The 17,405-nt window shown below is 59.9% G+C and carries 16 protein-coding genes and 1 tRNA gene; 12 read left to right on the top strand and 5 right to left on the bottom strand.

What is annotated here, in order from left to right; all coding sequences use genetic code 11:
• Positions 1–29: 29 nt before the first annotated feature.
• Complete coding sequence (locus tag ACQRD3_RS00435; RefSeq protein ID WP_427779123.1) at positions 30–551, bottom strand: YceD family protein; 522 nt, start codon at positions 549–551, stop codon at positions 30–32.
• 168 nt (positions 552–719) lie between these two features.
• Between ACQRD3_RS00435 and ACQRD3_RS00430 the strand changes: the two genes are divergently transcribed.
• From ACQRD3_RS00430 to ACQRD3_RS00375, 12 genes are all read left to right on the top strand, one after another.
• Entirely contained in the window at positions 720–1,694 is a 975-nt protein-coding gene (locus tag ACQRD3_RS00430; RefSeq protein WP_427779122.1) for an RluA family pseudouridine synthase, read from the top strand.
• Between the two features lie 130 nt (positions 1,695–1,824).
• On the top strand, positions 1,825–2,949 hold the full coding sequence (locus tag ACQRD3_RS00425) for an ABC transporter ATP-binding protein (RefSeq protein WP_080907119.1): 1,125 nt from the start codon (positions 1,825–1,827) through the stop codon (positions 2,947–2,949).
• Positions 2,939–3,748, top strand: coding sequence for an ABC transporter permease (locus tag ACQRD3_RS00420; protein WP_080907118.1), 810 nt, complete (start codon positions 2,939–2,941; stop codon positions 3,746–3,748). Before ACQRD3_RS00425 ends, ACQRD3_RS00420 begins: the two co-directional genes overlap by 11 nt.
• Positions 3,745–4,599 carry an ABC transporter permease gene (locus ACQRD3_RS00415; protein WP_427779120.1) on the top strand — a complete coding sequence of 285 codons (855 nt, stop codon included), beginning with the start codon at positions 3,745–3,747 and terminating at the stop codon, positions 4,597–4,599. The genes ACQRD3_RS00420 and ACQRD3_RS00415 overlap by 4 nt, the downstream gene beginning before the upstream one ends.
• Before the next feature lie 63 nt (positions 4,600–4,662).
• On the top strand, positions 4,663–5,730 hold the full coding sequence (locus tag ACQRD3_RS00410) for a polyamine ABC transporter substrate-binding protein (RefSeq protein ID WP_080907116.1): 1,068 nt from the start codon (positions 4,663–4,665) through the stop codon (positions 5,728–5,730).
• A gap of 284 nt (positions 5,731–6,014) precedes the next feature.
• Positions 6,015–9,365, top strand: a complete 3,351-nt coding sequence (locus ACQRD3_RS00405; RefSeq protein ID WP_080907115.1) for an S-layer homology domain-containing protein — start codon at positions 6,015–6,017, stop codon at positions 9,363–9,365.
• A gap of 118 nt (positions 9,366–9,483) precedes the next feature.
• On the top strand, positions 9,484–9,879 hold the full coding sequence (locus ACQRD3_RS00400; RefSeq protein ID WP_080907114.1) for a thioesterase family protein: 396 nt from the start codon (positions 9,484–9,486) through the stop codon (positions 9,877–9,879).
• Positions 9,879–10,352 (top strand): YbaK/EbsC family protein, encoded by a 474-nt coding sequence (locus ACQRD3_RS00395; RefSeq protein WP_080907113.1) that lies wholly within the window; start codon positions 9,879–9,881, stop codon positions 10,350–10,352. Before ACQRD3_RS00400 ends, ACQRD3_RS00395 begins: the two co-directional genes overlap by 1 nt.
• A gap of 13 nt (positions 10,353–10,365) precedes the next feature.
• A complete protein-coding gene (locus ACQRD3_RS00390; RefSeq protein ID WP_427779116.1) occupies positions 10,366–10,908 on the top strand; it encodes an HdeD family acid-resistance protein in 543 nt (180 codons plus the stop codon).
• 25 nt (positions 10,909–10,933) lie between these two features.
• Positions 10,934–11,611, top strand: a complete 678-nt coding sequence (locus tag ACQRD3_RS00385) for a TIGR00266 family protein (RefSeq protein ID WP_080907111.1) — start codon at positions 10,934–10,936, stop codon at positions 11,609–11,611.
• 84 nt (positions 11,612–11,695) lie between these two features.
• Positions 11,696–11,769, top strand: a tRNA-Gln gene (locus tag ACQRD3_RS00380).
• Positions 11,770–11,976: 207 nt separating this feature from the next.
• Positions 11,977–13,740 (top strand): CvpA family protein, encoded by a 1,764-nt coding sequence (locus ACQRD3_RS00375; RefSeq protein ID WP_427779115.1) that lies wholly within the window; start codon positions 11,977–11,979, stop codon positions 13,738–13,740.
• A 180-nt stretch (positions 13,741–13,920) separates the two neighbouring features.
• Here the strand turns inward: ACQRD3_RS00375 and ACQRD3_RS00370 are convergent, their stop codons facing one another.
• From ACQRD3_RS00370 to uvrC, 4 genes are read right to left on the bottom strand one after another with little or no spacing between them, the layout of a single operon-like run.
• A complete protein-coding gene (locus ACQRD3_RS00370; RefSeq protein WP_427779114.1) occupies positions 13,921–14,436 on the bottom strand; it encodes a hypothetical protein in 516 nt (171 codons plus the stop codon).
• A complete protein-coding gene (coaD, locus tag ACQRD3_RS00365; protein ID WP_080907109.1) occupies positions 14,436–14,933 on the bottom strand; it encodes a pantetheine-phosphate adenylyltransferase in 498 nt (165 codons plus the stop codon). Before coaD ends, ACQRD3_RS00370 begins: the two co-directional genes overlap by 1 nt.
• A gap of 32 nt (positions 14,934–14,965) precedes the next feature.
• Positions 14,966–15,517, bottom strand: coding sequence for a 16S rRNA (guanine(966)-N(2))-methyltransferase RsmD (rsmD, locus tag ACQRD3_RS00360; protein WP_080907108.1), 552 nt, complete (start codon positions 15,515–15,517; stop codon positions 14,966–14,968).
• The gene (uvrC, locus tag ACQRD3_RS00355) at positions 15,514–17,370 is read right to left on the bottom strand and encodes an excinuclease ABC subunit UvrC (protein ID WP_427779111.1); all 1,857 of its coding nucleotides are present in this window, start codon (positions 17,368–17,370) and stop codon (positions 15,514–15,516) included. Before uvrC ends, rsmD begins: the two co-directional genes overlap by 4 nt.
• Between the last annotated feature and the right edge of the window lie 35 nt (positions 17,371–17,405).

Below are 17,405 nucleotides of genomic sequence, written 5' to 3'. Positions count from 1 at the left end.
TCCTTAACGTGACAGGGGCATTTGATTGCTCATGTTTCTTCATCGGGCTCCGAAGAGTCCTTATCCAAAAGCTTCGCCAGAACGGCGAGGCGAGGATCCAATTCCTTTTTGCAGCCGCAGGGCCCCTCGTTGAGGTCCGCTCCGCAGGCCCCGCACAGGCCCTTGCACGTCTCCGCGCACAGGTGCTTGCCGTCCAGGGCCAGGATACAGGCGGTGGAGAAGATCTCTTCCAGATCCGCGGTCCCGTTTTCCAGCAGGACGATCTCGTCGCTCTCCTCGTCCTCCAGTTCCTCGGCCAGCAGCGTGACCACGGGAACGTCCAGCGCCACGGTGATGGGTTTGAGGCAGCGGTCGCAGTGGGTGTCCAGCTCGCTGACCGCTCTGCCCTCCAGCTGAAGGGCCCCCGCCATGTTCCGCACAGAGCCGGAGACGTGGATGGGGTGGTCAAAGGGCTTCTCCCCGTAGAGAGTGACCTGGGACAGATCCAGTTCCCAGGCAAAGTCCCGACTGGCACCGGGGGTACGGATGATGTCTCTTAAATCTAAACGCATCTTGTTCTCCTCGTAACGGTACAGCGGACATTATATCGAAAATTTTGTCCTGTGTCAAATACTTTCTTCATTTTTTCCGAAAATATGATACAATAGCAGCAGTCGCCGCTTTCATGCGGCGGACGCCTGAAATCCAAGGGTTTCGGGCGGACGGAGGAGGATCTGAATATGAAGGAATTTACCATAGGGAAAAATGACGCCGGGCAGCGGCTGGACCGCTGGCTGGGCAAGGCAGTGCCCCTCCTCCCCGCGCCTCTGGCCCAGAAATACATCCGCCTCAAGCGGGTCAAGGTCAACGGGAAAGGCTCGCAGCGGGATACCCGGCTCCAGGTGGGCGATCTGCTTCAATTATACATCAACGACGAGTTTTTTGACACCCCCACCGAAGAAAATGCGTTTCTTTCCATCTTCAAGCCGCAGCTGGACATTCTCTACGAGGATGAACATCTGCTGGTGTGCAACAAGCGCCCCGGCCTTCTCTGCCATGCCGACCAGCACGAATATGTCTCCACCCTCATCACCCACATCCAGGCCTACCTCTATCAGAAAAAGGAGTGGAGCCCCCGGTGGGAAAACGCCTTCGCCCCCGCTCTGTGCAACCGTATCGACCGGAACACCGGCGGGCTGGTGATCGCCGCCAAGACCGCCGAGGCCCTGCGGGTGATGAACGACAAAATCCGGGACCGGGAGATCTCCAAATTCTATCTGGCCGCCGTGGTGGGTAAGATGTCCCCGCCCCAGGGGGAGCTGCGTGGCTTTTTATTAAAGGATGAGGCCAAAAAACAGGTGAGCGTCTATTCCCGGCCCGTCCCCGGCGGCAAGTCGGCCGCCACCCGCTACCGCACCCTGACGGCGCGGGGGGGGCTCTCCCTGGTGGAGTGCGAACTGCTCACCGGCCGGACGCACCAGATCCGGGCCCAGTTTGCCGCCGCCGGACATCCCCTGGCGGGAGACGGAAAATACGGCCGGCGGGAGGACAACCGAAATGTGGAGCGCAGAGGGCAGGCCCTCTGGTCCTACAAGCTGGTCTTTGATTTTCCCACTGACGCAGGGTGCCTGGAGGGACTGCGGGGCCAGACTCTGACGGTCCCGGTGGACCAGATCGACTTCGTCTCCGATTGGTTCCCCGGGGTTCGGCTGTGACCCCATTTTTCTCCTCCCTTTTTTCCCGAAACTTTTTACGGAAAAGACGTTGACTTTTGGGGGGACAGCATATATATTGTAAGCTGTTATCTTCTATACTAAAACAAAGAAATGGAATGGGGGAGGATACATGTCCAAAGAGCTGATCCGCTTGACGGACTGCGTCGTAAAGTACGACGACGAGGTGGTTCTGGACCGCCTGAATCTCTATATCAATGACAAGGAATTCCTCACGCTCCTGGGTCCCAGCGGGTGCGGCAAGACCACCACGCTTCGGATCATCGGCGGGTTTCAAAAACCCACCTCCGGGGACGTGTTTTTTGACGGAAAGCGCATCAACGACCTGCCCCCCCACAAGCGGAAGGTCAATACTGTCTTTCAGAAGTACGCCCTGTTCACCCACATGAATATCTTTGAAAATGTGGCCTTCGGTCTGCGCATCCAAAAGCGCCCGGAAAAAGAGATCGAACAGCGGGTGGAAGAGGCTCTTGAGCTGGTCAATCTGCCCGGCTACGGCAAGCGGAGCGTGGACTCCCTCTCCGGCGGCCAGCAGCAGCGGGTGGCCATCGCCCGGGCCATCGTCAACCGCCCCCAGGTCCTCCTGCTGGACGAGCCCCTGGGCGCGCTGGATCTGAAGCTTCGGAAGGACATGCAGGTGGAGCTGAAAAAGATCCAGCAGCAGGTGGGCATCACCTTTATCTATGTCACCCACGATCAGGAGGAGGCCCTCACCATGTCCGACACCGTGGTGGTCATGGACAAGGGAAACATCCAGCAGATCGGCACTCCGCAGGACATCTACAACGAGCCGAAAAACGCCTTCGTGGCCGACTTCATCGGCGAGAGCAACATCATCGACGGGACCATGCCGGAAGACCGGGTCGTCCGGATGTACGGCAAGAAGTTTGCCTGTCTGGACGGCGGCTTCGCCCCGGGAGAGGCGGTGGATGTGGTCATCCGCCCCGAGGACATCGACATCGTCCCCGTGGAGCAGGGCCAGCTCACCGGCACGGTCACCGAAGTGACCTTCAAGGGGATGCACTACGACATCATCGTGGACTTCCAGGGCTTCAAGTGGCTCATCCAGACGACGGACTACTCCCCGGTCGGGGCCAGGATCGGGGTGAAGATCGACCCCGACGGCTTCCACATCATGAAGAAGAGCCGGTACTCCGGCATGTTCGGCGATTACAGCTCCTATTCCTCTGAATATGACGAGCTCAACGAGGATACGGAGGCGGACGATGAAGAATAAGGCCATCTCTTACCCATATATTGGGTGGATGGGCATTTTCGTGGTCGCGCCCATCCTCATCATCACGCTCTACGCCTTCACCGCCGATGCCGGCGGCTTCACCCTGGCCAACTTCCGGGACATGGCCCAGTACGCCTCGGCGTTCGGCCGCTCCTTCCTGCTGGCCGCCGTGGCCACCGTCATCTGCCTGCTGATGGGCTATCCCCTGGCTTACTATCTGGCCCGGGAAACCGGCTGGCTCCGCCGCATGGCCACCATGCTCATTATGCTGCCCATGTGGATGAACTTTCTGCTGCGCACCTACTCCTGGAAGTTCCTGCTGGAGCGCAACGGCCTTTTGAACGCCTTCTTCGGCCTCTTCGGCCTGGGTCCCTTTCAAATGATCGACACTCAGGGCGCCATCGTCCTGGGTATGGTCTACAACTTTCTTCCTTATATGGTCCTGCCCATCTTCTCCGTCATTGAGAAGATCGATCCCAAGGTCATCGAAGCCGCCCAGGATCTGGGGGCCGACAGCTTTACCGTCTTTCGCCGGGTGACCTTTCCCCTGTCACTCCCCGGCGTGCTCTCCGGCATCACTATGGTTTTCATCCCTTCGGTGTCCACCTTTGCCATCTCCCGGCTGCTGGGCGGCAGCAAGACCCTGCTGCTGGGCAACCTCATCGACATGCAGTTTTTGGGCAGCGCCTACAACCCCCATCTGGGCAGCGCCATCTCCCTGGTAATGATGGTCATCGTCATGGTGTGCATGGCGGTCATGAACCACTTCGGCGACGGAGAACAGGGGGTGACCCTGTGAAAAAGAACGGACTGTTCAGCCGGCTGCTTATCCTGCTGTGCTTCCTCTTTCTTTACGCCCCCATTCTGGTGCTGGTAGTCTTTTCCTTCAACGCCTCCAAATCCAAGGCAGTGTGGGCTGGCTTCACCCTGGACTGGTACGTGGAGCTGTTCCACAACGGCATGATTTTGAACGCCCTCTGGGTCACGCTGGCGGTCTCCGCTCTGGCGGCGGTCATCGCCACCGTCATGGGCACCGCCGCGGCCATCGGCTTCCGCAACCTCCGCCGCCGCACCCGCAGCGTGTGCATGACGGTGAACAACATTCCTCTCACCAACGCCGACATCATCACCGGCGTCTCCATGATGCTGCTCTTCCTGCTGGCGGTGAGCGCATGGAACGGCTCGCTGGGCCGGATGCTGGGCATCAAGTGGAACATGGGCTTCTGGAGCCTGCTCATCGCCCACATCACCTTCGACGTGCCCAACGTCATTTTGTCCGTGACCCCCAAGCTCCGGCAGCTCGACCCCAATATCTACGAGGCCGCCCAGGACCTGGGCGACCACGGTTTCCACGCCTTCCGGAAGGTGATCCTCCCCGAGATCATGCCCGGGGTGGTCAACGGCCTCATCATCGCCTTCACGCTCTCCATCGACGATTTCGTCATCAGCTACTTTACCGCCGGGGCTCAGACGCAGACCCTGTCCATGGTCATTTACTCCATGGCCAAAAAGCGGGTCAGCCCGGAGATCAACGCCCTGTCCACCCTCATGTTCGCCGCCGTGGTGGCCCTGATGGTGATCGTCAACCTGCGCCAGGCCCGGCAGGACCGTCAGGCACGGAAGCGGCGGGAGACCCTCTCCGCCCAGTGATCTGTTTTTCCGGCCTTTCGGCCTGAAAATATTCAACACCTGAAAGGAGCAAACTGAATCGAATTGAAAAAGAAGCTGATCTCTCTTGCGCTGGCCTCCGCCAGCCTCCTGGGCCTGGCCGCCTGCGGCGGCTCCAACGCCGGCTCCGCCGCCAACGGCGTGGTAAACGTCTACAACTGGGGCGAATACATCGACCAGTCCGTCCTGGATGACTTTACCGCCCAGACCGGCATCAAGGTCAACTACCAGACTTATGACTCCAACGAGTCCCTCTACGGCAAGCTGGCCGGCGGCGCCACCGGCTACGACGTGATCATCCCCTCCGACTATATGATCGGCCAGATGATCGAAGAGGATATGCTGGAGCCCCTGGATTTTGACAACATTCCCAATTTTGAAGATATCGACCCCACCCTGAAAAATCCGGAGTACGACCCGGAAAACCTCTACTCCGTCCCCTATATGTTCGGCACGCTGGGCATCATCTACAACACCACCATGGTGGATGCCGGCGAGGACATGGAAACCTGGAACGTTCTCTGGGATGAGAAGTACGCCGGGGACATCCTCATGTTCGACAATCCCCGGGACACCATCGGCATTGCTCTGAAAAAGCTGGGGTATTCCTACAACACCACCGACCCCGCTCAGGTCGTGGCGGCTGTGGATGCGCTGGTCGCCCAGCGCCCCCTGGTGCAGGCCTACGTCATGGACGACATTTTTGAAAAACTGGAGGGCGGCAACGCCGCCATCGGCGTCTACTACTACGGCGACTTCCTGACCATGAAGGAGAACAACTCCGACCTGGCCTTTGCCCTGCCCCGGGAGGGCACCAACCGCTATGTGGACGCCATGTGTATCCCCAAGGGCGTGGAGAACAAGAGCAACGCCGAGGCCTTTATCAACTTTATGTGTTCCACGGATGCCGGACTGCGCAACTGCGAGGAAACCTGGTATTCCTCCCCTCTGCTCTCCGTCCGGGAGGCCCTGGACCCCGAGGTGGTGGAGGACCCCTTCGCCTATCCCGACGAAACCTTCGCCACGGAGCAGTGTGAGACCTTCGCCTGCCTTCCCGCCGACATCCGCACCCTCTATAACGACCAGTGGGTGCGCCTGATGAACGAATCCTGAACTGAAAAAAACGCGTGTCCCCGCCGGCGTGTGGGGACACGCGTTTTTTTCAGTTCATTATTATTTTGTCTGACCAATTTTAGGTCCTCTGAAAAGCAATATTCAGATCATAATTTTGTAAATAATATTGATTTAATATTACCGTATGCTATAATGATGCCAGCAAAACAGCAGTTCCGCCAGCGGCCTCCAAAGTTTTGGACAACAGCCTTTCTCCAAAGCGGCGGCAGACGGCGTTACGGGGCGATTTGTCTGTTTTAAATTTGCGAAAGGGAGTCGATTCTATGAAGCGAAAATTGCTGTCACTGGTTCTTTCTATGGCAATGCTCTGTTCACTGGCCGTTGTACCGGCTCAGGCCACAGGAGCCGAAGAAAACTGGTATGACGAAGCTATGAATCTCTGGGCAGAGCGGAATGTGCTCAAGGGAGACGCCCAGGGGGACCTCCATCCCACCGCCCCCATCACCCGGGCCGAGTTGGCTGTGATGCTGGACCGGATCATGGGGTATCAAACCAAGGCTGAAAATACATTCTCCGACGTTGCCGAGGGCGCTTGGTATACCGACGCCGTCCTCAAGGCCAATGCGGCCGGTATTCTGAAAGGCGATACCGGCTCTGCCGGCGTCACCGCCACCGCCCGCCCGGAGGCCACCATCACCCGCCAGGAGGCCATGGTCATGCTGGCCCGGGTCATGGAGCTTACCGGCGGCAGCGCCGTGACTTTCACCGATGCCGGCGAGATCGCCCCCTGGGCCCTGGATGCAGTGAAAGCCATGACCGCCCTGGGATATGTCCAGGGCAGCGACGGGCGGCTCCGCCCCAACGACACCATTACACGCGCTGAGGTCGCCACCCTCCTGAAAAACCTCTTCCCCGGCTATTACAGCGTTTCTGGGACCTACACGGAAAATGTGACCGGCTCCGCTGTAATCAGCGCTGACGGCACGGTCCTGAAGGATCTGTCCATCTCCGGCGACCTGATCATTGCCGAGGGAGTTGGCGAAGGCCACGTGGAGCTGGACGGTCTGACTCTGGGCGGACGGCTCATCGTTCGGGGCGGCGCCAACTCCGTCATCATCAAGGGCAATTCCTCCATCGCAAGCGTGCTCCTCTCCCGTCAGGACGGGGCGGTCCGTCTGTCGGTGGAGGGCAACGCGGATGTGTCCGCCGTGGTGATCGACGACGGCTCCGATTCCGTCAAGATCGAGGGCTCCGTGGGCTCGGTCACCGTAGATGCCCCTAACGTCACTGTGGCGATCACCGGCACCGTAAAAAACCTCTCCGTCACTGACGCCGCCACCGGTGCCGCCCTGACTACGGAGAAGGGCTCCAATGTGTCCACCCTCACCGTGGCCGGTGAAAACACCTCCGTCACCGTGGGCGGCACCGTGTCCAAGGTGGAAATCGCGGACACCGCCGTCTCCACCACCCTCACAGCGGAAAAGGGCTCCAAGGTGAGCACCCTCACCACGGCAGGCACCGGCACCACCGTCCAGGGCGCCGGCACCGTGTCCAAGGTAGAGGCCGCCGCGGGCGCCACCGACACAACGGTCAACACCAGCGGCACCAAAGTGCAGAACAGCAGCAGTGAGGCCGTCTCCTCCGGCACCGGCACTGTGGCCCCGGGCAAGACGGGCACCTCCACCGGCGAAACCTCCAAGCCTACGACCGGGAACACCGGCAGTTCCTCTTCCGATGACGACAGCGGCCCCAGCTACACCATGGCCGGCGATGAGGCCGCTCTCCGCGCCGCCGCCGCCAACGGCGGGCACATCCGCCTGGGGAGCGATATTACCCTGAATCGGGCGGCACTGGAAATTGCCGCCGGGAAAAACGTAGTTCTGGACCTCAACGGCAAAACGCTGACGGCCACAACGTATAAAGACAACAAGGATTCCAGCGCCGCCGTCACCTCCACCAACGCCATTCTCGTTCAGGCCGCCGGTTCTCTGACCCTGAACGACACGGTGGGCACCGGCAAGGTGACCCTTTCCCTGTTGGATGAGTCCGTGGAAAACCAGACCTTCCAAAGCTATACTACAAGACCCGTCATCCAAAACGATGGAACACTGGTATTGAACGGCGGTACCATCACTGTCCCTGTAAATGCCTATTATGGCCTGGGAATTGACACACCCACCTCCTTCACCACCATTAACACAGGCGCCACGATTGATTGCGCCTGGGGCGCCAATGAAGGGGAGGGCGTCGCCATCGCCTCCAACGGAAAGGTCAAAAACAACGGATATACTCTGACCATTAACGGCGGTACCATCCGGGGCGGCGAGCAGGCCATGTATCTGCCCAGTGCCGGTACCGTCACCGTCAACGGCGGCATCATCTCCGGCACCAAGGAGGGCATCGAGCTCCGTTCGGGTACCCTCATCATCAACGACGGCACGATCACCGCTTCCGCCGCACGGAAAACCGACGTCTCCGCCAATAATGGTGCTACCGGCAACTACACCGGCGCCCTTGTGGTCGTGAAGCCCGCAAGCGCAAAACCGACCGGCTACCATGGCGACATCAATGTCTCCGTCAACGGCGGCTCCCTGGTAAACAACGGCGGAGACGCCCTGTGTGTGTCGCACGAAGGCACTGTAGACTACGACATCAAGGTGGCCCTCAAGAGCGCCGCAGCCATCACCGGCGGCATGAACATCCAGGACGGTTTTGGAGCACAGGAGGGCGACTCCCTGACCCTGGACGGCGCAGCGTATGTCTTTTCGGCCGACAGTCTGCGTGCGGCGGCCAGATCGGCCGGTACAATTATCCTCGCCGCTGATATTACCAGTCCCTCCGCCATTACGTTCTCCGGCAAAGAAAACACCTTGAATCTCAACGGTAAAAAGCTTTCCATCACCAATGTCACTGCTATTGAAGTAGAGAACGGCGCAAACCTGACGATCTGTGACAACAGCGGATCTACATCCGGTGAAGTCAACTCCGACGGCAACCACGCTGTCATGGTGAGCGGGAATGTCACCCCCGGCGGAGCTGCTGTGGCGAGTACCCTGACGGTAAGCGGCGGAACGCTGACCGGCAAGGAGTGCGGCGTATACATCCGCGGCAGCGGCGCTGTCCTGACGGTCAACGGCGGCACCATCATCGGCAGAGATAACGCCGGCGTATCCGGTAACGGAACCAAAAATTCCACCAACGACTTTGGCGGAACCCGCATTGTAATCAACGACGGCACCATCACCGGCCAAACACAGACCGACGGTTATCGCAACTGCGGCCTGTACCATCCTCAGGCCGGCGAACTCATGATCCATGGCGGCACCATCACGGGTGAAAGCGGCGCCGGCATCGTAATCCGCAGCGGCTCCCTGACCATGGATGGCGGCACTGTGGCAGGCAATGGGACCGGCGGTGAAGATTGTAAGATGGGAGATGCTGTCCCCACCTACTGCGGCGGCATCGAAGTCGGATATAGTTCCAATTATCCCGGCGGCATGGGAAATATCACCATCTCCGGCGGCACCATCACCAGTGAGCGCGATCAGTCCTTCCGGGTCCTCGGCACCCCCACTTCTGAAAGTGTGATCAGCATCACCGGCGGCACCTTCACGCCCGCGAACACCTATTCTCCTGATGAGCCCGCTCCCAGTGCTGCTCCTTCCGCCGAATAATTTCTCCATTGTCTTCCCCGCGTCCCCCGGGAATTTTCCCGGGGGACGCTTTTTTCTTGCTCTATGGCCCACATTGGTGTAAAATAGACCCAAACTGATTCCGAAAGGAGCTCTACCCATGTCTATTTCTGTTGGCCTCAAGGGCCGCTGCGAAACCGTCGTCGCCCAGGAAAACACCGCCGCCGCCGTGGGCAGCGGTCTGCTCCCCGTGTTCGCCACCCCCATGATGGTCGGCCTGATGGAAAATGCCGCCGTCAATGCCGTTTCAGATCATCTGGCTGAAGGAGAGGGTACTGTTGGCACCCATTTGGACGTCTCCCACGACGCCGCCACCCCCATCGGCATGAAGGTCTGGGCCGAGGCGGAGCTCACCGCCGTGGACGGACGGGCCCTCACCTTTGCCGTCACCGCATATGATGAGCGCGGCCCCATCGGCAAGGGTATCCATCACCGTTTCATCATCCAGAACGAAAAATTCATGGCCAAAACCCTCCGGAAGCTGGAGAACAACTGATGTCCATCGAGAAGGTACGCTCCTTCTTCGCCGGGCTGGGGCGGGAGGACGACATTCTGGAGTTTGCAGTCTCCTCCGCCACCGTGGAGCTGGCCGCCCAGGCAGTTGGCTGCTCTCCAGGCCGCATCGCCAAGACCCTCTCCTTTGCTGTGGACGAAGGCTGTGTCCTCGTGGTGTGCGCGGGGGACTCCAAGATCGACAACTCCAAATTTAAGGCTCAATTTCACACCAAGGCCAAAATGCTCTCCCCCGATGAAGTGCTCTCTTTTACCGGCCACGCCGTGGGCGGGGTCTGCCCCTTCGCCATCGAAAATCCCGCCGTCACGGTCTATCTCGATGAATCCATGCGCAGATTCGACACGGTCTATCCCGCCGCGGGGAGTTCCAACTCCGCCATTCGACTCACCCCGGCCGAACTGGAACGTTTTTCAAAAAGTGCCGGCTGGATCGACGTGTGCAAACTTTCTGGCTGAAAGGAGCCGTTTTATGAAAGGGAAAAACAGTCTGCTCATTGCTTCGGTGGTCTACCTGATCCTTGGCCTGATCCTTCTCTTTTTCCCGGGTCTGACCACAAGCCTGTTCTGCACCGCTGTGGGCGCTCTGCTGCTGCTCTACGGAGCCGTTACCATCATCAGCTTTTTTGTGCACCGGGACGGCGGTCGGGGCTTCAGTCTCCAGGCAGAGCTCATCTTAGGTGTGATTTCCGCCATCGTGGGCATTTTCTTCCTCACCCGGCCCAGTGTCATTCTTTCCATTCTGCCGGTCATTCTGGGCCTCTATATTCTGATCGACGCTCTGGTCAATCTCAAGCGGGGGCTGGATCTGCGCGCCTGCGGCTATGCGGGCTGGACCACCGCCCTGATCCTCTCTCTCGTCTCCCTGGTCCTGGGGGCGATCATCCTCTGGAACCCGTTCGCCACCCAGCTTCTTCTGGTGCGGGTGATCGGCGCTGCCTTCCTCTATCAGGGCGGCTCCGACCTGTGGTCCATCCTCACCCTCAATCAATATACCCGGGATCCCCGGGACTGACCTCAACCGAAACGGAGGACATATCATGGAATATCGGATCATCGGCGAACCCATGCCCGTGGTGGAATGCCGGCTGGCGCCCGGCGAAAGCATGATGACAGAGCGCGGCTCCATGTGCTGGATGAGTCCCAATCTGCGCATGGAGACCGGCGCCGGCGGGTTGGGGAAAGCCTTCGGGCGCATGTTTGCGGGAGAGTCTCTCTTTTTAAACCGATATACCGCCCAGGGTGGGTCCGGCATGATCGCCTTTGCCTCCAGCTTCCCCGGCTCCATTCGAGCCCTTTCCATTTCCCCGGACCGTCCCATGGTGGTGCAGAAGGCCGGATTTCTGGCCTCGGAGGAAGGCGTCGAGCTTTCCGTCTTTTTCCAGAAGAAGCTGGGCGCCGGGTTCTTCGGCGGCGAGGGATTTATTCTGCAGAAGCTCTCCGGCTGCGGAACCGCCTTTGTTGAGGTCGACGGTTTTGCCGTCGAATATGACCTGGCCCCAGGCCAGCAGATCGTGGTGGACACCGGCAACCTTGCCATGATGGATGCCACCTGCTCCATTGATATTCAAAGCGTAAAGGGCGTTAAAAACGTTCTTTTCGGCGGTGAGGGACTGTTCAACACCGTCATCACCGGCCCCGGCAAGGTAGTCCTCCAGACCATGCCGGTGAACAACTTTGCCGCTGCCATGGCGCCTTTCTTCAACACCGGAAATTAAAACAGACTTTTTTCGCAGAAAGACTTGACATCCCGTCATTATTTGATATAATAATTCTTGCGCTTGCGGCCGCGAGTGCAAGATAGCGGGTTTGTGTAAAGGTAGCACAGCAGACTCTGACTCTGTATGTGAGGGTTCGAATCCTTCACCCGCTGCCAGATCCCGAGGCTCTGAGAAATCAGGGCCTCGGATTTTTTTGTCATTCAGCCAAATAAATGAAATGAAAAAACATCACAGCTTTTTTCGTACCCCCCAGCAATAAGTTTACAAACTGTTCAACTCTCTTTCCCGTTCTTCGGTTGCTAAACAACGTTTTTTAGGCTATAATACCATTATCTTTCAAGAAAAACGAAGGAGAGGTTATTTTGAGTAACGAAACAGGTAAAGCGGGCCACGGTCCGAAAAGCAAGTCGGGCAAAATCCTCATCAACCTACTGGTCATGCTGGTGGTAGGCGCCATCTATTTCTACGTCTCCCTTCCTGCCCTCAACCTGCACTCCGGGGATTTTTATGCGTTTGTCCTGCTGCTGTGCGTGGTGTACATTCTCTCCGCCCTGGTGACCTCCGGTTTTGATCTCAAGGGCACGAACGGACTCAAAGAATATTTTCGCTTCATCAAATCCCAGTGCCTGCCCATCGGGATCCTGCTGGCCGGACTGGTGATTGTCGCGGTGTTGGGCGAGATCATCTCCATGCCTCTGTTTCGCGCCGGAGCCTACCGGGACCTTTTGGAAGTCCCCAACGGCGACTTTGCCACCGACATCACCGAGATCTCCTTTGATGAGATCCCCCGTCTGGACAGGGACTCCGTCAAGATCCTGGGCGACCGTCAGATGGGCACTCTCTCCGACATGGTCAGCCAGTTCGAGGTATCCGACACCTACACCCAGATCAACTACCAGGGACAGCCCGTGCGGGTGGCGCCCCTGGAGTACGCCGACCTCATCAAGTGGTTCACCAACCGCGGAAACGGCCTGCCCGCCTACGTCATCGTCAACATGGTGACTCAGGAAGCCACCGTGGTCCGGCTGTCCGACGGTCAGGGGATCAAGTACTCCCCCTCCGAGCCCCTGAACCGCAATATTCTGCGCCACCTGCGCTTCCAGTATCCGACCTATATGTTCGCCACCCCGGTCTTTGAGGTGGATGAGAGCGGCAATCCCTGGTGGATCGCCCCCAAGGTGGTCAAGACCATCGGCCTGTTCGGCGGCACCGATATTCAGGGCGCCGTACTGGTCAACGCCATCACCGGCGAGTGCGAATACTATGAGGAAGTGCCGACCTGGGTGGACAACGTCTACACCCCCGCCCTCATTGCCGAGCAGTACAACTATCACGGCACCCTGGTCCACGGCTTCATCAACTCCGTCTTCGGCCAGCGGGACGTGACGGTCACCACCGACGGCTCCAACTATATCGCCCTCAACGATGATGTGTATATGTACACCGGCATCACCTCGGTGAACGCCGACCAGTCCAACCTGGGCTTCCTGCTGTCCAACCAGCGGACCAAGGAGACCAAGTTCTACGCCGCCCCCGGCGCCACCGAGAACTCGGCGCAGCGCTCCGCCATGGGCGTGGTCCAGGACCTGGGCTATGTGGCCACCTTCCCCATCCTGCTGAACATCTCCGGGGAGCCCACCTACTTCATCGCCCTCAAGGATTCCAGCAACCTGGTCAAGCAGTACGCCATGGTCAATGTCAAGCAGTATCAGCTGGTGGCCACAGGCGCTACCGTGGCGGCCACAGAGCAGGAGTATATCCGTCTGCTGGGCGACCTCGGCATCACCGCTCCCGAGGCCCTGCCCCAGACCACGGCCAGCGGCGTGATCGCCGAGCTGCGCTCCGCCGTACTGGAGGGCAACACCTATTACTTTCTCCGTCTGGAGGGGGAAGAGGTCTTTTACTCGCTCTCGGCCGCCGACAACAATGTGGCGGTCATCCTCAATGTGGGGGACACGGTCACCGTGGAGCACGCCCCCGCCGGGGAAACTCCGTCCTCTATTCTCAGCGGCTACACGGTAAGGCTGGATCGGAAGGCTGATGGAGCCGCCGTTCCCTCCTCCGAGCCGGTGATCGATCTGCCTGAGGCCGCCGAGTCTCCCGCCCCCATCCCCGCCGCTGAATGATCCAAACAAAAAGCGCCCCCGCACGGCCGGTGAGTCCGTGCGGGGGCGCTTTTTTATCTGCCTGGACGCTGTCCCCTCTTCCGAAGCGCGGACACCATGGGTCCCCGGCTCCCTTCTGCCCAGAGAAACAAAGGGGTGTGACCTTTTCTCGTCACACCCCCTTTGGAATTTCGGATCCGCTTACTTCTCCTGCGCGGCATCGTAGACCTGGCCCTGTCCGGCGGCGGGGCCGGTCACTCCGGCAACCGCAGCCCGGAACCGGGTGCGGGACTTCTTGATCTCGTCGTAGGCCTCGGCAACAGCCTCCTCCGTGCGGCGCAGGGCATCCTCACAGTAGTCGTTGGCCGCCTTCTTCAGGTCTCTCGTCAGATCTTCCGCCTGCCGGAGGATCTCATTGCCCCGCTGCTTGGCCTGCGCCAGCAGTTCGTCCTCAGCCAGCATCTGCTTGGCCTTCTCCTCCGCCTGCTGGATAATAAGGTCGCCCTCCCGCTTGGCCGAGGCAATGTAATCATTGCGGGCCGACAGCAGCTTTTTTGCCTCGGCCAGTTCCATGGGGAACTGCCCCCGGATCTCATCGATCAGATCCAGCGCCTTGTCCCGCTCCAGCATACACTTGTCGGAAGAAAGGGGCACGTTCTTTGCTTCATCGATCATCTCAAACAGCATGTCCAACAGTTCATTGACCCCGGTCGCCATCATCGATTCCTCCTGCTCTTCATTTTTTCATTCACATCCCCGATGATCTCCCGGGGCACAAAGTCGCTCAGCTCGGCCCCATAGGCCGCCATTTCCTTTACCACGCTGGAACTGACATAAGTATATTTGGCGCTGGACGGCAAAAACATGGTGTCCAGGCGAGGATTCAGCTTCCGGTTGATGAGGGCCATCTGGAGTTCCTTTTCATAATCGGACATCGCCCGCAGGCCCTTGACCAGAGTGCATGCCCGCTTCTGCCGGGCGTATTCCGACACCAGCAGGGAGGACTGGTCCACTTCCACGTTGGGGAGCTTGCTCACCACCCGTCGGATCAGCTCCACCCGCTCGTCCGGGGGAAAGAGCCCGGTGTTCACCTTTTCGGAATTCACCATCACGCAGACGATCAGCCGGTCGAAACACATGGACGCGCGCTTGATGACGTTCAGGTGTCCCAGCGTAATGGGATCAAAGCTGCCGGGGTAAATGGCTGTTTTCATAAAAACACATCCTTGCCCGCCAGGGGCCTGCTTCACAGTAAGGCCCGGCGGTGGTAAAGGGTCAGTTTGATCTTGCCGTAGCGGTATTCCCGCCCCTTCTCATAGGGGCCCGGAAGCTGAGGCAAAACCTTTTCCAAGGAACTTTCGCAGATAATTATACCATTTTCAGTCATAATGTCAATCGCGGCCATCTGTTTCAAAGCCTGATCCATCAAATCCGCGGCATAGGGCGGGTCCAGAAAGGCCAGGCCAAATTTCTCCCGGCAAGACCCCAGAAAGGAGAGGGCGTCGCCGCGGACCACCCGTGCCTGCCGGGAAAAACCCGTCATCTCCAGGTTTTCCTGAATGATCTTGGCCGCCTCCCGCCCCGCATCCACAAAAACCGCCCGCTCCGCGCCCCGGGAGAGCGCCTCGATCCCCAGTTGTCCGGTGCCGCCGAAGAGATCCAGCACCCGGCGGCCCTCCACATCGAACTGGATGATATTGAAAATGGACTCCTTCACCTTGTCGGTGGTGGGTCTGGTATCCAGACCCGGCAGTTCCTTGAGCCTGCGGCCCCGGGCCGTTCCGCTGATGATCCTCATGGTGATCCTTCCTCTCCCTGTGGGGTGATTTCCCGCGATGCGCGGAAGTAGTCGTATACCGCCTTCCCGGCGGCCTTTCCCACCGCCTCCTCCAGCTCGGCCGGAGAGGCGGCTTTGATATTTTTGAGGCTTTTGAAGTGCTTGAGAAGCGCCGCCTTCCGGCTCGGCCCCACCCCCGGCACCTTGTCCAGCTCGGAGCCCTTCAGGTGGGCCGACTGCTGCTGGCGGTGGAACTCGATGGCAAAGCGGTGGGTCTCCTCCTGGATCCGGCCCACCAGGGCAAAGACGGCGGGGTAGCGCTGGATGCCGATCTCCCGGCCGTCCGGGGTCACCAGAGCCCGGGTGCGGTGCCGGTCGTCCTTCACCATGCCGAACACCGGGATGGAAAGCCCCAGCTTCTCTTCCACACCCACCGCCACCCGGGCGTGCTCCTCGCCGCCGTCGATGAAGAGGGCGTCTGGGAGGTCGGAAAACTTCTCGTCCCCGTCCAGATACCGCCGGAAGCGCCGGGTGAGCACCTGCTCCATGGAGGCATAATCGTCGGGGCCTTCCATGTTCTTGAGCTTGAAGCGCCGGTAGTCCCGCTTGAGGGGCTTGCCCCCCGCGTAGACCACCATGGAGGCTACAATGTCGCTGGCGCCCTGGTTGGAAATATCGTAAGACTCGATGCGCTGGGGCGGCTTCTCCAGATCCAGCAGCCTGCCCAGCAGCTCCAGCAGCTTGGACTGCCGCTCGGAGCGGGAGGTGGCCCGTTCCACCTCCTCCACGGCGTTTTTGTTGGCCAGACGGATGAGGTCGGCCTTCGCCCCCCGCCGGGGCGTGAGCAGCTCCACCCGCCGTCCCGCCGCCTCGGAGAGCATCCGGGCCACTGAGACCTCATCCTCCAGCTCGCAGGGGAGCAAAATCTGCCGGGGCAGCCGGGCGCGCCCGGCGTAATACTGGCGCACCAGGGCGGAGACCGCCTCCCCCTCCTCCCCCTCCATCGGGGTCTCGATCAGGTCCATGTCCTTGGCGGCCAGATCCCCCTCCACATAGTGGAGGATGACAAAACAGCTCTTGGCCTCCCCCCGGAAGTAGCCCGCCACATCGGTGTCGGCCAGAGAGCCCGCCACCACCTTCTGCCGCTTGCCCAGCAGCTCAATGGCCCGGATGCGGTCCCGGAGTTCGGCGGCCTTTTCAAAGCGCAGCTCCTCCGCCGCCCGCTCCATCTCGGCGGCGAGGTCGCCCTGCACCTCCTGGAACCGCCCCTCCAGCAGGCGCACCGCCTGGCCGATGGCCTCCCGGTGGCGGCTCTGATCCATCTCCCTGCGGCAGTAGCCGTCGCACAGGCCCATGTGGTAGTTGAGGCAGGGCCGCTCCTTCCCGATGTCCCGGGGAAACTGCCGCCGGCAGGAGGGCAGGCGCAGCGCGGCGCGAAGGGCCTCGATGATGCCCTGGGTGGCCCCCCGGCTGCCGTAGGGGCCGAAGTACCGGGCCCCGTCCTCGGCCACCCGCCCCGCCAGGGAGAACCGCGGGTATTCGGCCTTCTCGTCCAGCCGGATGTAGGGATAGCCCTTGTCGTCCTTCAGGAGGATATTATAACGGGGCTGGTGGCGCTTGATGAGAGAGTTTTCCAGCACCAGAGCCTCAAATTCCGAGTCGGCCACGATGACGTCGAAGTGGTCGACGGCGGACACCATGGCCCGGGTCTTTTCCGTATGGGAGGCCAGGTTGGCGAAATACTGGGAGACCCGGTTTTTCAGCGCCTTGGCCTTGCCCACATAAATGACAGTATTGTGCTTGTCCTGCATAATATACACGCCCGGCTTCAGCGGCAGCGCGTGGGCTTTTTCCTTCAGCTCGTCAAAGGTCATTGGCCTCTCCCCTCCTTCCCCGCAGTTCCTTTCTC

Source organism: Candidatus Pseudoscillospira sp. SGI.172, from assembly GCF_050313575.1.
Lineage (GTDB): Bacteria > Bacillota > Clostridia > Oscillospirales > Oscillospiraceae > Vermiculatibacterium.
This window is presented reverse-complemented; position numbering and strand designations above follow the sequence as displayed.